Source organism: Nocardioides marmotae (assembly GCF_013177455.1).
GTDB lineage: Bacteria > Actinomycetota > Actinomycetes > Propionibacteriales > Nocardioidaceae > Nocardioides > Nocardioides marmotae.
This window is the reverse complement of sequence record NZ_CP053660.1, coordinates 1-13,232: the sequence shown is the minus strand read 5'-3', so window position 1 is coordinate 13,232 and position 13,232 is coordinate 1. Positions and strand designations below refer to the sequence as shown.

Annotated in this window: 10 protein-coding genes and 1 tRNA gene; 1 reads left to right on the top strand and 10 read right to left on the bottom strand. The window is 71.8% G+C overall.

Annotated features, from left to right (window positions below):
- The 9 genes from HPC71_RS00055 to HPC71_RS00015 form a co-directional block, all read right to left on the bottom strand.
- Window positions 1-77, bottom strand: a tRNA-Ile gene (locus tag HPC71_RS00055).
- Window positions 78-178: 101 nt separating this feature from the next.
- A complete protein-coding gene (locus HPC71_RS00050; protein WP_154612353.1) occupies window positions 179-709 on the bottom strand; it encodes a DUF3566 domain-containing protein in 531 nt (176 codons plus the stop codon).
- On the bottom strand, window positions 709-3,411 hold the full coding sequence (gene gyrA, locus HPC71_RS00045; RefSeq protein ID WP_230084461.1) for a DNA gyrase subunit A: 2,703 nt from the start codon (window positions 3,409-3,411) through the stop codon (window positions 709-711). The genes HPC71_RS00050 and gyrA overlap by 1 nt, the downstream gene beginning before the upstream one ends.
- 157 nt (window positions 3,412-3,568) lie before the next feature.
- Window positions 3,569-5,617, bottom strand: coding sequence for a DNA topoisomerase (ATP-hydrolyzing) subunit B (gene gyrB / locus HPC71_RS00040; RefSeq protein ID WP_154616223.1), 2,049 nt, complete (start codon window positions 5,615-5,617; stop codon window positions 3,569-3,571).
- Window positions 5,618-5,933: 316 nt separating this feature from the next.
- Entirely contained in the window at window positions 5,934-6,530 is a 597-nt protein-coding gene (locus HPC71_RS00035) for a DciA family protein (protein WP_154616035.1), read from the bottom strand.
- Window positions 6,523-7,677 carry a DNA replication/repair protein RecF gene (recF, locus tag HPC71_RS00030; RefSeq protein WP_171895912.1) on the bottom strand — a complete coding sequence of 385 codons (1,155 nt, stop codon included), beginning with the start codon at window positions 7,675-7,677 and terminating at the stop codon, window positions 6,523-6,525. Before recF ends, HPC71_RS00035 begins: the two co-directional genes overlap by 8 nt.
- Before the next feature lie 10 nt (window positions 7,678-7,687).
- The gene (gene gnd / locus HPC71_RS00025; protein WP_154616037.1) at window positions 7,688-8,656 is read right to left on the bottom strand and encodes a phosphogluconate dehydrogenase (NAD(+)-dependent, decarboxylating); all 969 of its coding nucleotides are present in this window, start codon (window positions 8,654-8,656) and stop codon (window positions 7,688-7,690) included.
- A 55-nt stretch (window positions 8,657-8,711) separates the two neighbouring features.
- On the bottom strand, window positions 8,712-9,893 hold the full coding sequence (gene dnaN / locus HPC71_RS00020; RefSeq protein ID WP_171897151.1) for a DNA polymerase III subunit beta: 1,182 nt from the start codon (window positions 9,891-9,893) through the stop codon (window positions 8,712-8,714).
- Window positions 9,894-10,433: 540 nt separating this feature from the next.
- Window positions 10,434-10,850, bottom strand: coding sequence for an organic hydroperoxide resistance protein (locus HPC71_RS00015; RefSeq protein ID WP_154616039.1), 417 nt, complete (start codon window positions 10,848-10,850; stop codon window positions 10,434-10,436).
- Window positions 10,851-10,909: 59 nt separating this feature from the next.
- Here HPC71_RS00015 and HPC71_RS00010 point away from each other — a divergent pair, with 59 nt between their 5' ends.
- Window positions 10,910-11,353, top strand: a complete 444-nt coding sequence (locus HPC71_RS00010; protein WP_216656587.1) for a MarR family winged helix-turn-helix transcriptional regulator — start codon at window positions 10,910-10,912, stop codon at window positions 11,351-11,353.
- Between the two features lie 39 nt (window positions 11,354-11,392).
- On the opposite strand, the gene dnaA is transcribed toward HPC71_RS00010, so the two are convergent.
- Window positions 11,393-12,979 (bottom strand): chromosomal replication initiator protein DnaA, encoded by a 1,587-nt coding sequence (dnaA, locus tag HPC71_RS00005; protein ID WP_253943832.1) that lies wholly within the window; start codon window positions 12,977-12,979, stop codon window positions 11,393-11,395.
- Between the last annotated feature and the right edge of the window lie 253 nt (window positions 12,980-13,232).

The following is a 13,232-nucleotide window of genomic DNA, read 5'->3' as shown; positions in this document are numbered from 1 at the left end:
TGGTGGGCCTAACAGGACTTGAACCTGTGACCTCTTCCTTATCAGGGAAGCGCTCTAACCGTCTGAGCTATAGGCCCGCTCCGGCACAAGGCCGGTGCGGTCGCGGTGCGACCGAGGGTGGACACTACCCGACCGCCGCGCGCCCGCCCAAAACGGGGGGCCGGCGGCCGGGCGGTGCTCAGTTCTGGTCCTCCGCGAGGGTGACCTCGATGCCGCCGAGCAGGGCGGCGGCCATGTTGTAGAGGAACGCCCCGAGGGTCGCCACGGCCGTCAGCAGCACCACGTCGATGGCGGCGACGAGCATGGTGAACCCGAGGACGCGCGAGGTGCCGAGGTAGTCGGTGACGTCGAAGTCTCCGGCCTCGTCCCCGCCCACGACGTCGCGCACGGTCTGGTTGATGGAGTCCCAGACGTCCGCGGCACCGAGGACCGACCAGACCATGAAGACCGAGACCACCGTGACCACGGCGAAGGCGATGGACAGCAGGAACGCCGTCTTCATCACCGACCACGGGTCGATGCGGGTCAGCCGCAACCGGGCGCGGCGCGGGCCTCGACCGCCGCCGCCCGGGCCACCCGGGCTGACGCTGCGCCCGGGCCGGGCCTCGGCGCTGGCACGGTGCTCGTCACCGGCGTTGCTGATCCGGGCCTGGATCCGCTCGGCGAGTCCGGGTCGTACGGCGGTCTCCTCCGTGGAGCTGTCGCCCATCAGTCACCCTCGCCTTCGTCGGTCGTGGCGGTCGGGTCGATTCTTGCACCCGGCGTCGAATCGGCCGTCTCGTCGGCCTCGACGTCCTGCTCGAGGTCGGCGGTCTCCACGGCCGCGGCCGCGACAGCGGGGTCCTCGGCAGCGGCGGCGGCGACCTCCTGGGCGGCGGCCTCGGCGGCCTCCTCGACCTCCTCCTCGACCTTGGCCTCGACCGAGCGGGCCACGACGGCGACCGCGTCGCCGGACTTCGGCGTCACGAACTTCACGCCCATCGTGGAGCGTCCCGTCGGGCGGAACTGGTCGTTGATCGGGCTCCGGACGACCTGGCCCTTCTCGGTGATGGAGAGGACCTCGTCGCCGTCCTCGACGATGAACGCGCCGACCAGGCCGCCGCGCTCCTCGTTGGCCAGCGACATCGCCTTGATGCCCAGGCCGCCGCGCGACTGGAGGCGGTACTCGTTGATCCGGGTGCGCTTGGCGAAGCCGCCGTCGGTGATGGTGAAGACGTACTGCGGCTGCACCACCTCCACCTCCTCGGCGGTGGCCTCGACGCCGGCGGAGTCCTCGGCCTGCTCGCTGAGCCCGGCGGCCTCCTCGGCGGCGACCTGGGCCGCGCGGATGACCGAGAGCGAGAGCAGCGAGTCGCCGTCGCGGAACTTCATGCCCGAGACGCCGGAGGTCGCCCGGCCCATGGGCCGCAGCTGGGTGTCGTCGGCCCGGAACCGGATGGCCTGGCCCTTGCGGGAGACCAGCAGGATGTCGTCCTCGGCGTTGACCAGCTCCGCGCCGATCAGCTCGTCGTCGTCCTCGCGGAAGTTGATCGCGATGACGCCGGCCTGCCGCGGGCTGTTGTAGTCCCCGAGCCGGGTCTTCTTGACCAGGCCGTTGCGCGTGGCCAGCACGAGGTACGGCGCCTGCTCGTAGTCGCGGATCGCCAGCACCTGGGCGATCGACTCGTCGGGCTGGAAGCTCAGCAGCCCGGCCACGTGCCCGCCCTTGGCGTCGCGGGACGCCTCGGGCAGGTTGTAGGCCTTGGTCCGGTAGACCCGGCCTGCGGTGGTGAAGAACAGCAGCCAGTGGTGGTTGGTCGTGGCGATGAAGTGCTCGACCACGTCGTCGCCGCGCAGCGAGGCGCCGCGCACGCCCTTCCCGCCCCGCTTCTGGGTGCGGTACTGGTCGGCGCGGGTGCGCTTGGCGTAGCCGCCGCGGGTGATCGAGACGACGAGGTCCTCGTCGGGGATGAGGTCCTCCATGGAGAGGTCCCCGTCCGCGGCGATGATCTGGGTGCGCCGGTCGTCGCCGTACTTCTCGACGATCTCGGCGAGCTCCTCGCCGACGATCTGCCGCTGCCGGGCGACGTTGGCCAGGATGTCCTGGAGGTCGGCGATCAGCTGCTCGAGCTCGGCCAGGTCGTCGATGATCTTCTGGCGCTGGAGCGCGGCCAGCTGGCGCAGCTGCATGTCGAGGATCGCGGTGGCCTGGAGCTCGTCGATCTCGAGCAGCTCGATCAGGCCCTGACGGGCCTCGGCCACGTCGGGGGAGCGGCGGATGAGCGCGATGACCTCGTCGAGCATGTCGAGGGCCTTGACCAGGCCGCGCAGGATGTGGGCGCGCTCCTCGGCCTTGCGCAGGCGGAACTCGGTGCGCCGGCGGATCACGTCGACCTGGTGCTCGACCCAGTTGCTGATGAACTGGTCGATGGACAGCGTGCGCGGCACGCCGTCGACCAGGGCCAGCATGTTGGCGCTGAAGTTGGTCTGCAGCTCGGTGTGCTTGAGCAGGTTGTTGAGCACCACGCGGGCGACGGCGTCGCGCTTGAGCACGACGACCAGGCGCTGGCCGGTGCGGTCGGAGGTGTCGTCGCGGACGTCGGCGATCCCCTGGACCCGGCCGGAGTCGGCCAGCTCGGCGATCTTCAGCGCGAGGTTGTCGGGGTTGACCATGTACGGCAGCTCGGTGATGACCAGGCAGGTGCGCCCGCGGGCGTCCTCGTCGACCTCGATCACCGCGCGCTGGGTGACCGAGCCGCGGCCGGTGCGGTAGGCCTGCTCGATGCCCTGACGGCCCACGATGAGCGCGCCATTGGGGAAGTCGGGGCCCTTGATCCGCTCGATGAGCGCGTCCTGGAGCTCCTCGCGGGTGGCGTCGGGGTGCTCCAGCGCCCAGCGGGCGCCCTCCGCGACCTCGCGCAGGTTGTGCGGCGGGATGTTGGTGGCCATGCCCACCGCGATGCCGGCCGAGCCGTTGACCAGCAGGTTCGGGATCCGCGCGGGGAGCACGACCGGCTCCTGGGAGCGGCCGTCGTAGTTGGGCTGGAAGTCGACGGTGTCCTGCTCGATGTCGCGGACCATCTCCATGGCCAGCGGCGCCATCCGGCACTCGGTGTACCGCATGGCCGCGGCCGCGTCGTTGCCCGGCGAGCCGAAGTTGCCCTGCCCCTGGATCATCGGCGCGCGCATCACCCACGGCTGCGCCAGGCGCACCAGGGTGTCGTAGATCGCGGTGTCGCCGTGGGGGTGGTACTGACCCATGACGTCGCCGACGACGCGGGAGCACTTGGAGAAGCCGCGGTCGGGGCGGTAGCCGCCGTCGTACATCGCGTAGAGCACCCGGCGGTGCACCGGCTTGAGGCCGTCACGGACGTCGGGCAGCGCGCGGCCGACGATGACGGCCATCGCGTAGTCGATGTAGGCGCGCTGCATGGAGGTCTGCAGCTCGACCGGCTCGATGCGGCCGCCGGGGCCGGGGGTGGTCGGGCCGCCGCCGTCGGTGGGCGTCTCGGTCACGATTGCTCTCTCTCGCTGGATCTACCGGATGTCTAGGGATCGCTCTAGAAAGGCCCAGAAAGGCCCAGAGCGGCTAGATGTCCAGGAAACGGACGTCCTTGGCGTTGCGCTGGATGAAGGAGCGGCGCTGCTCGACGTCCTCGCCCATGAGGATGGAGAAGATCTCGTCGGCCTGGGCCGCGTCGTCGAGGGTGACCTGCAGCATCAGGCGCTGGTCGGGGTCCATCGTGGTCTCCCACAGCTCCTTGGCGTTCATCTCGCCCAGACCCTTGTAGCGCTGGACCGGGTTCTCCTTGGGCAGCTTCTTGCCCGCCTCGATGCCCGCCGCCATCAGGGCGTCGCGCTCGGAGTCGGAGTAGACGAACTCGTGCTCGTGGGGCTTGTTCCACCGCAGCCGGTACAGCGGCGGCTGGGCCATGTAGACGTGGCCGTGGTCGATCAGCGGCTTCATGAACCGGAACAGCAGCGTCAGCAGCAGGGTGTTGATGTGGTGGCCGTCGACGTCGGCGTCGGCCATCAGCACGACCTTGTGGTAGCGCAGCTTGTCGAGGTCGAAGTCCTCCTGGATGCCCGTGCCGAGCGCGGAGATGATCGACTGGACCTCCTGGTTGCCCAGGATCCGGTCGATGCGGGCCTTCTCGACGTTGAGGATCTTGCCGCGGATCGGGAGGATCGCCTGGATCCGCGGGTCGCGGCCCTGGCGGGCCGAGCCGCCCGCGGAGTCACCCTCGACGATGAAGACCTCGCACTCGGCGGGGTTGGTCGACTGGCAGTCCGAGAGCTTGCCGGGCAGGCCGGCCTTGCCGAGCAGGCCCTTGCGGTCGCGGGCCAGGTCGCGCGCCTTGCGGGCGGCGTTGCGCGCGGTCGCGGCCGCCTGCGCCTTGCGGATGATCTCGCGGCCCTCGGCGGGGTTCTGCTCGAACCACGCGCCGAGCTGGTCGTTGACCACGCGCTGGGTGAAGCCCTTGGCCTCGGTGTTGCCGAGCTTGCCCTTGGTCTGGCCCTCGAACTGCGGCTCGGCGAGCTTGATGGAGATGATCGCGGTCAGGCCCTCGCGGATGTCCTCGCCCTTGACCCGGTCCTCGGGCTTCTTCATCAGCCCCCAGTCCTCGCCCCAGGAGTTGACCAGGGTGGTGAGCGCCGCGCGGAAGCCCTCCTCGTGCGTGCCGCCCTCGGCGGTGTTGATCGCGTTGGCGAAGGTGTGCACCGATTCGTTGTAGGTGTCGGTCCACTGCATCGCGACCTCGAGCGACATGTGGTTCTCGACCTCGGGGGGCGACTCGGCCTCGAAGGAGATCACCGTCGGGTTCGAGACGGTCTTGGTGCGGTTGAGGTGCTGGACGAAGTCGACGAGCCCGCGGTCGTACTTGAAGACCTGCTCCAGCGCGGCGCCGGACTTCTGCAGGGCGTCGGCCCCGCCGTCGACGCCCTCGGCGACCGTGTCGTCCTCGACCGCCTCCGCGACCGCCTCGGCGCTGCTGCGCTCGTCGCGCACGACGATCTCCAGGCCCTTGTTGAGGAAGGCCATCTCCCGGATGCGGGAGGTGATCGTCTGCAGGGAGTACGTCGTGGTCTCGAAGATCTCCGGGCTCGCCCACCAGGTGATGGTCGTGCCGGTCCGCTCGCCCTCCGCCATCGGCCGCACCTGCTCCAGCGGGCCGTCGGGCACGCCGAGGCTGAAGGTCTGGCGCCACAGGTGGCCGCGGTTGCGGACCTCGGCGACCAGCCGCGTCGAGAGCGCGTTGACGACCGAGACGCCGACGCCGTGCAGACCGCCGGAGACCTTGTAGCCGCCGCCGCCGAACTTGCCACCGGCGTGGAGCACGGTCAGCGCGAGCGTCAGCGCGGGCAGCTCCTGGCCCGGGGCGGTGCCGGTCGGGATGCCGCGACCGTTGTCCTCGACGCGCATCGCGCCGTCGTCGCACAGCGTCACCACGATCCGGTCGGCGTGGCCGGCCATCCGCTCGTCGACCGCGTTGTCCACGATCTCCCAGATCAGGTGGTGCAGGCCGCGCTCGCCGGTGGAGCCGATGTACATGCCGGGGCGCTTGCGCACCGCCTCCAGGCCCTCGAGGACCTGGATGGCCGACGCGTCGTACGCGCCCTCGACCCGGGAGGACATGACCTCCGCCACCTGCTCGGCTTCGGACTGGGCGGGGGAGAGGCTCTCCTCGGACACGTCCACCTTCTTCTCGACGGTCGGGGCGGGCCAGCGCAGCGGGAAAACCGCCGGGGCCCGGCACGGAACAGGTCGCGTGACCGCGACCCGGCGTCCATCCTACTGCCTGGAACGGCCTGAGCCACGTAACGACGCTGCGTCCGGGGGCCCGGGACGCCCCGAAGGTGCCTCCAGGCGGCGCGGAACCGCCGACGAGAGCCGCGACCAGGGGGTCGGACAGGGGCGGGTACGGCCGAGGACCTCCCAGATCGCCAGAGGCTCAGCCGTAGGTGTCGCGGGGACCGCGGCCGTCGCGGACCGAGCGCGGGCCCTTCTTCCAGCTCGGCAGGTGCGGCCCGAGGACCTCGATCACGGTCACGGTGCCGTGGCCGAGCTCCTCGTTGAGCCGGCGCACGACGGTGGGGGCGAGCAGCCGCAGCTGGGTCGCCCAGGCGGTGGAGTCGGTGCGCACCACGAGCCGGCCCTCGTCGAAGGACTCCGGGGTGCAGTGGGCCGCCACCTCGGCGCCGACCAGCTCGGCCCAGCGCCCGAAGACGCCGTGCACCCGCAGGTCCAGCTCCCAGCCGCGCTCGGCGACGAGCCGGCCCAGGGTGCTGTCGATCAGCTGGGGGTCGCGGTCGTCGGGGTGCGCGCCGGTGACCCGGGTGCCGCGGGGCCGGTCGACCCACGGCCGTCGCCGCCGCGCCCGGGGGGTCGAGCCCGCCGTGGCGCGGGTCAGCGCGCGGGCCAGGTCCAGCCCGTCGTCGCGGTGCGGGGCCTCGTCCGCCGGGCCGTCCGCCGGGCCGTCCGCCGGGCCGTCCGCCGGGCCGTCCGCCGGGCTCCCCGAGGCGGCGCCGGACGTCGGCTCGTCAGTCATCGCGGCGTACCTCCCCTCCGGCGACGGTGAACCGGGCGCCGGCCAGCGCTTCCGGCACGTCCGCGCCGACCGCGGCGGTGACCAGCACCTGCTCGGCGCCGGCGACCAGCTCGGCGAGCTGGGCGCGACGCTCGGTGTCGAGCTCGGCGAAGACGTCGTCCAGGACCAGGATCGGGTCGTCGCCGTCGGCGCGCAACAGGTCGTAGGAGGCCAGGCGCAGCGCGAGCGCCACCGACCAGGACTCCCCGTGCGAGGCGTACCCCTTGACCGGCAGCTTCTGGACCCCGCCGCCGTGGGCCAGGGTGAGCAGCAGGTCGTCGCGGTGCGGCCCCACCAGCGACAGGCCGCGGTCCAGCTCGTCGGAGCGGCGCCGCTCGAGCTCGGCGAGGAGCCGCTCGACCAGTCCGGCGACGTCGCTGACCCCGCCGAGGTCGAAGGAGGGGCGGTACTCGATCGCGGCGTCGTCGCGGCCGGCGCCGCGGGCGACGGTCGCATAGGCCTTGCCGACGTACGGCGCCAGCCGCTCGACCAGGTCGAGGCGGGCTGCCAGCAGCTCCGCGCCGTTGCGCGCGAGGTGCTCGTCCCAGACCGCCAGCGTCGCCAGCGCCGCCTCCTGCGAGGAGCTGCCGCGGCGTGCGGCGCCGGCCGTCTTGAGCAGGGAGTTGCGCTGCTTGAGCACGCGGTCGTAGTCGGAGCGGACGCCGGCCAGTCGCGGGGCGCGCAGGACGAGGAGGTCGTCGAGGAAGCGGCGCCGGTCCGAGGGGTCGCCCTTGACCAGGGTGAGGTCCTCGGGGGAGAAGACGACGGTGCGCACCAGCCCGATCAGCTCCCGGGCGCGGGGGAGGGGGGAGCGGTTGATCCGGGCGCGGTTGGAGCGCCCCGGGTTGATCTCGACCTCGAGCACCGCGGTGCGCCCGTCGCGCACGACCGCCGCGCGCACGATCGCCTGCTCGGCGCCGGCCCGCACCAGGGGCGCGTCGCTGGCGACCCGGTGCGAGCTGAGCCGGGAGAGGTAGTCGACCGCCTCCACCAGGTTGGTCTTGCCCTGGCCGTTGCGCCCGATGAACGCCGTGACGCCGGGTCCGAGCTCGACGTCGGCGGTGGCGTAGGAGCGGAAGTCGTGCAGGGTGAGGTGGGAGACGTGCACCGTGGGTCGGCTAGCTCTCCGCCGGCGCGCTGTCGGCGCCGGACCCGGCCGCCTGGGCCGAGTCGGCCTGGTCCGGGGTCCCGGCGGCGTCGCCGCCCTTGGGCGCGGCGGTCTGCATGGCGTGGCCGCCGAACTGGTTGCGCATCGCCGCGACCGCCTTCATCGCGGGGGAGTCGTCCTGCCGGGAGACGAAGCGGGCGTAGAGGGCGGCGGTGATCGCGGGGGTGGCGACGGCGTGCTCGATGCCGGCCTCGACGGTCCAGCGGCCCTCGCCGGAGTCCTCGGCGTAGCCGCGGATCCCCTCCAGGCCGGGCTCGTCGTCCAGCGCGGCGACCAGCAGGTCCAGCAGCCAGGAGCGGATGACGGTGCCCTCGCGCCAGGAGCGCATCACCTCGGTGACGTTGTCGACCATGTCGACCTTCTCGAGCAGCTCCCAGCCCTCGGCGTAGGACTGCATGATCGCGTACTCGATGCCGTTGTGGACCATCTTGGAGAAGTGGCCCGCGCCCACCTTGCCGGCGTGCACGGAGCCGAAGTCGCCCTCGGGCTTGAGCGCGTCGAAGACCGGCTGGGCCTTCGCGACGTCGTCGGGGGCGCCGCCGTACATCAGGGCGTAGCCGTTCTCCAGGCCCCAGACGCCGCCGGAGACCCCGCAGTCGACGAACCCGATGCCGCGCTCGGCGAGCAGCTCGGCGTGGGCGAGGTCGTCGGTCCAGCGGGAGTTGCCGCCGTCGATGACCAGGTCGCCCTCGCCGAGGAGGTCGGCGAGCGCCGCGACCGTGGCCCGCGTCGGCTCGCCGGCCGGGACCATCACCCACACGACCTTCGGCGAGGGCAGCTGCGCGACCAGGTCCTCGAGGGAGTCGGCGTCGCTGACGTCGGGGTTGCGGTCGAACCCGACGACGGTGTGGCCCGCGCGGCGCAGCCGCTCGCGCATGTTGCCGCCCATCTTGCCCAGGCCGACGAGTCCGAGGTCCATCTGCTTCCTCCTGTGAGGGCTTGGTGTCAGGCCGTACGCCGGACGGTACCCACCCTCAGGAGAGGAGGCGCCGGGGCATGAGCAGGTAGCGGAAGCCCGGCTCGGTGCTCTCCGCGCCGCCCTCGGCACCCTCGCCGTCGCCGTCGCCCTCGCCCGCCGGCGCCGAGCCGCTGATCACGACCGGCTTGGAGGCCTGGGTGAAGGCGAGCTCGACGACCGGCTGGTCGATCGCGGTCAGGCCGTCGAGGAGGAACTGCGGGTTGAAGCCGGTGGTGATGTCGTCGCCGTCGATCTGGGCCTCGATCGACTCCGAGGCCTGCGCCTCGTCGCCGGAGCCGGCGTCGAGGGTGAGCACCCCGTCGCTGAAGGCGAGCTGGACCGCGGTGTTGCGCTCGGCGACGAGCGCGACGCGCTTGACCGACTCGACCAGCGCGGCCTTGTCGACCCGGGCGACGGTGAGGTGCTCGTTGGGGAAGAGGCTGCGCACCTTCGGGAACTCACCGTCGAGCAGGCGCGTGGTGGTGCGGCGTACGCCGCCGGGCGCGTTGCCCTCGAAGCCGATGATGCCCTCGCCGCTGCCGCTCGCGGCCAGCGCGATGGTGACCTCGCTGCCGGCGGTGAGCGACTTCGCGGTGTCGCCGAGCACCTTGGCCGGCACCAGCGCGGCGGCGCTCTCGTCGGGGGTGCGCGGGTCCCACTGGAGCTCGCGCTGGGAGAGCCGGAAGCGGTCGGTGGCCAGCAGCGAGATCGTCGAGCCGTCGATCTCGATCCGGACGCCGGTGAGCACGGGCAGCATGTCGTCGCGGCCTGCGGCGGTCACGGCCTGCGCGACGGCGTGGGCGAACTCGTCGCTGCGGACGGTGCCGGTCGCGGCCGGCATGTCGGGCAGGGACGGGTAGTCCTCGACCGGCATCGTCTGCAGGCTGAACCGGGCCGAGCCGCAGGTCAGCGAGACCCGGGTGCCCTCGAGGGTCATCTCCACGGGCTTGCTCGGCAGGCTGCGGCAGATGTCGGAGAGCAGCCGGCCGCTGACCAGCGCCTTGCCCTCGTCGGCCACGTCGGCGCTCAGCGTCGCCCGGGCGGAGGTCTCGTAGTCGAAGCTCGACAGGACCAGGCCGTCGTCGCTCGCGTCGATGAGCAGACCGGCGAGCACCGGCACGCTCGGTCGGACCGGGAGGCTGCGGGCAGCCCAGGCGACGGCATCCGCGAGCACGTCGCGGTCGACGCGGAACTTCACGATGTGGTCCTTCAGGTCGGGGGCGAGATCAGGGTCGGGCGGGATGGCGAATCCTGCCACGTGGGGTCCTGGCGCGGGAGATTCGGTGTGGTTTGGCCACCGCCCCGGCTGTGGAGACACCGCGGTGGGCCGGGTGCTCGCTCGTCGGTCATCCCCAGGCAGGGGAGCGGAGAGAAGTTGACCAAGGATCGGGATGTCTGGAGGTAGGGAGGAGTCATAGGTTCGGTGGAATCTGTGGATGAACACTGTTTCCGCAGGTCGTGCGGTGCACTTGTGATCCACAGGGGCTGTGGAACGACAACCGACGGCCGAGCCCCTGGTGTGGAGCCCGACCGTCGGCGGTGCGCGTCGTGCGGCCTCTCCCCAGATCCTCCCCGTGTCATTCGTCTGCTGGGACCGGGCTGGTCCACAGGTCAGATGACACGTCCTGGTCGTCCCCCGCTGTGGATGACGCCTGTTGACAACGTTCGCGGAGGTGCCTCGGCCGGTGGTCGGGAGCGGCGGGCGGCCGTCGCGTGACGCGTCGCGTGAGCCGTCGCGTCAGGCGACGGTGAGGGTGACCTCGATGTTGCCGCGGGTGGCGTTGGAGTAGGGGCAGACCTGGTGGGCCTGCTCGACGAGCTCGCGCGCCCGGTCCGGCTCGACCTGCGGCAGGCTCACCTCGAGCTGGACGGCGAGGCCGAAGCCCCCGGCGTCGTTCGGGCCGATCGAGACGTCGGCGACGACCTCGGAGTCGGTCGTGTCGGCGCCGGCCTTGCCCGCGACCAGCTTGAGCGCGGAGTGGAAGCACGCGGCGTACCCGGCGGCGAAGAGCTGCTCGGGGTTGGTGGCGCCACCCGGGCCGCCCATCTCCGGAGGCGTGCGGACGTCGGTGTCGAGGTGGCCGTCGGTGGACTGGACGTGGCCGTTGCGGCCGTCCCCGGTCGCGGCGGCGCTGGCGGTGTACATGATCTCCATGTCCACGAACGTATTGCGCACAATCGGATAGCGCAAGGGGTAGGCTGCGTCCCGTGAGCATCCGCCATCCCCAGCTCGCGCTGGACGAGCAGCTCTGCTTCCCGCTGTACGCCGCCACCCGCGCGGTCACCCAGCGCTACACCGAGCTCCTGGGCGAGGTGGGGCTCACCTACCCGCAGTACCTCGCGCTGCTGGCGCTGTGGGAGGCCGGCGAGCCGGTCTCGGTCGGCGCGCTCGGGAAGCGGCTGCGCCTGGACTCCGGCACGCTGACCCCCCTGCTCAAGCGGCTGGAGGCGGTCGGCCACGTCAGCCGGCGGCGCGACCCGGCCGACGAGCGCCGCGTGCTCGTGGAGCCCACCGAGCAGGGCTGGGCGCTGCGCGAGCGGGTCGCCGAGGTGCCCGCACGGATCGCCGGCGGGCTCGGGCTCTCCCTCGAGGAGCTGGTGCGCCTGCGCACCGACCTCACCACCCTGCTCGAGGCGCTCGACGCCACCGCGGGCTGACCACCCGAGCGGGCTGACGACCCGGGCGCGGGGCGGGCCTCAGCCCTGCCGGGCCTGCATCTTCACGCGGTTGGTCAGCTCGCTGACCTGGTTGAAGACCGCCCGGCGCTCGGCGAGGAGCTGGTTGATCTTGCGGTCGGCGTACATCACCGTCGTGTGGTCGCGGTTGCCGAACTGCGCACCGATCTTCGGCAGCGAGAGGTCGGTGAGCTCGCGGCACAGGTACATCGCGATCTGACGGGCCATGACCAGGTGCCGACCGCGGCTGGGCCCGGTGAGCTCCTCGATCGAGAGCCCGAAGTACGCCGCGGTCTGGGCGATGATCAGCCCGGCGGTGATCTCCGGCTCGCCGCCCTCGGGGATCAGGTCCTTGAGCACGATCTCGGCCAGGGTCATGTCGACCTCCTGGCGGTTGAGGTTCGCGAACGCCGTCACCCGGATCAGCGCGCCCTCGAGCTCGCGGATGTTGGTCTGGATCTTCGAGGCGATGAACTCCAGCACGTCCGGCGGCGCGGTGAGCCGGTCCATCGCGGCCTTCTTGCGCAGGATCGCGATCCGCGTCTCGAGGTCGGGCGGCTGCACGTCGGTGATCAGGCCCCACTCGAACCGGTTGCGCAGCCGGTCCTCGAGCGCCTCGAGCCGCTTGGGCGCTCGGTCGGAGGTCAGCACGATCTGCTTGTTGGCGTTGTGGAGGGTGTTGAACGTGTGGAAGAACTCCTCCTGCGTCTGGGTCTTCCCCTCCAGGAACTGGATGTCGTCGATGAGCAGCACGTCGACGTCGCGGTAGCGGCGCTTGAACCGGTCCTGCCGGTCGTCCCGGATCGCGTTGATGAACTCGTTGGTGAACTCCTCGCTCGACACGTAGCGCACCTTGGCGCCGGTGTAGAGGCTGCGGACGTAGTGGCCGATCGCGTGCAGGAGGTGGGTCTTGCCCAGGCCGGAGTCGCCGTAGACGAGCAGGGGGTTGTACGCCTTGCCGGGCGCCTCGGCCACGGCGACCGCCGCGGCGTGCGGGAAGCGGTTCGAGGAGCCGATGACGAAGGTCTCGAAGGTGTACTTCGGGTTGAGCCGGGTCTCCAGCGCCGTCGGGCGCGAGGCGTCGGCCGAGCCGGTGACGGCGCCGTGGCCGGGGAAGGCGTCGCCGAGGTAGCCGCCGTCGCCCGGGTCGCGGAGGTGGTCGCGGATCCGGCCGCGGTCGAGGTGGTCGGGCACCCCGCCGTCGTCGTCCGGCGCTGCCGAGCCCGGCCGGGCCGGCGGCGGCACCGCGGCCGGGTCGCCAAGGGGATTTGTCGACAAAGCGACTTCGCCGAGCAAGGTCGGGTCGAGCGGCGCGAGGGTGTCGGTCCGCTCGGGCGGTGCGGGCGCGGCCGCGGCGTCGAGCGCCGGGTTGACGGTCACCGCGATCCGGATCTCCCGCCCGAACGCCACGGTGAGGGCATCCTCGAGCTGTCCGCGCAGCCGGCCCTCGAGCTGGCCGCGGGTGAAGTCGTTGGGCACCGCCACGATCGCGGTGCTCTCGTGGAGGGTCACCGGCTCGCTGGCGGTCAGCCAGGCGCGCTGGTGGGCCTGGAGGTCGTCGACGACCTGCCGCCAGGCGGTCCCGAGGTCCGGCGTGCTCTCGTCCACGATGGGTCGTCCCCTTCTCATTGCGCTCGCTACGTTCCACAGCTTTGTCCACAGGTTGTGAACGCGACCCGCTCGCTGTGGAGGAGTCTGGCCGAGAGCCGGTGCCCAACGTGGCAAGACCCGCATTCATGCAGGTCAGATGCCTGTGGAGAGAAAGCGTGACCGGGGTCACGACCGTCTTCCGGTGCTGCTGTGGAGCGGCCGGCGGGGAATCTCGACCGGCCGAACGTAACCCCGACCTCGCGCCAGCAGC

Excerpts from the sequence above, each read along its gene's own strand:
- HPC71_RS00050 (WP_154612353.1), bottom strand. The coding sequence starts at position 709 with ATGGGCGACAGCTCCACGGAGGAGACCGCCGTACGACCCGGACTCGCC.
- gyrA (WP_230084461.1), bottom strand. The coding sequence starts at position 3,411 with ATGCAGCGCGCCTACATCGACTACGCGATGGCCGTCATCGTCGGCCGC.
- gyrB (WP_154616223.1), bottom strand. The coding sequence starts at position 5,617 with ATGTCCTCCCGGGTCGAGGGCGCGTACGACGCGTCGGCCATCCAGGTC.
- HPC71_RS00035 (WP_154616035.1), bottom strand. The coding sequence starts at position 6,530 with ATGACTGACGAGCCGACGTCCGGCGCCGCCTCGGGGAGCCCGGCGGAC.
- gnd (WP_154616037.1), bottom strand. The coding sequence starts at position 8,656 with ATGGACCTCGGACTCGTCGGCCTGGGCAAGATGGGCGGCAACATGCGC.
- HPC71_RS00015 (WP_154616039.1), bottom strand. The coding sequence starts at position 10,850 with ATGGAGATCATGTACACCGCCAGCGCCGCCGCGACCGGGGACGGCCGC.